The sequence below is a fragment of the Cupriavidus sp. 01L46 genome, from assembly GCF_056399905.1.
Genome location: NZ_JBFTSF010000732.1, coordinates 1 through 420, shown reverse-complemented (window position 1 = coordinate 420; position 420 = coordinate 1). Strand labels below are relative to the sequence as shown.

The following is a 420-nucleotide window of genomic DNA, read 5'->3' as shown; positions in this document are numbered from 1 at the left end:
GGCATGGTCAGTGCTGCCGGCCAGTTGCGCCTTCAGCTCGACGCGGCGCGACGGGTTGGCCGTGAAGTTCTGAATGGTCTCGGCAAAGATCTTGTTGTTGCCGACCACGGTCAGCACGTTGTCCGGCGTATCGAGCGTAGTGGCAAACAAGCCGATCTCGCGCACGGTGCCGGTGACCCCGGCCGCGGTGACGAAGTCGCCCACCTTGAAGGGGCGCAGCACGATCAGGAAGGCACCGGCGGCGAAATTGGCCATCAGGCCGGACCATGCCATGCCGACGGCCACGCCCGCGGCGGCGATCAGCGCCGCGAAGCTGGTGGTCTGGATGCCGAAGTAGCCGAGGATGCCGATCACCAGCACCACGTTCAGCGTGACCGTGATGATCGAGCCCACGTAGCGCAGCAGCGTGGGGTCCACCTT

Annotated in this window: 1 protein-coding gene; it reads right to left on the bottom strand. The window is 65.7% G+C overall.

Going from position 1 to position 420, the window contains the following annotated elements; all coding sequences use genetic code 11:
- A partial coding sequence (locus tag AC1DS3_RS39545) for a mechanosensitive ion channel family protein (protein WP_477129490.1) occupies nt 1-420 on the bottom strand: 420 nt, incomplete at both ends.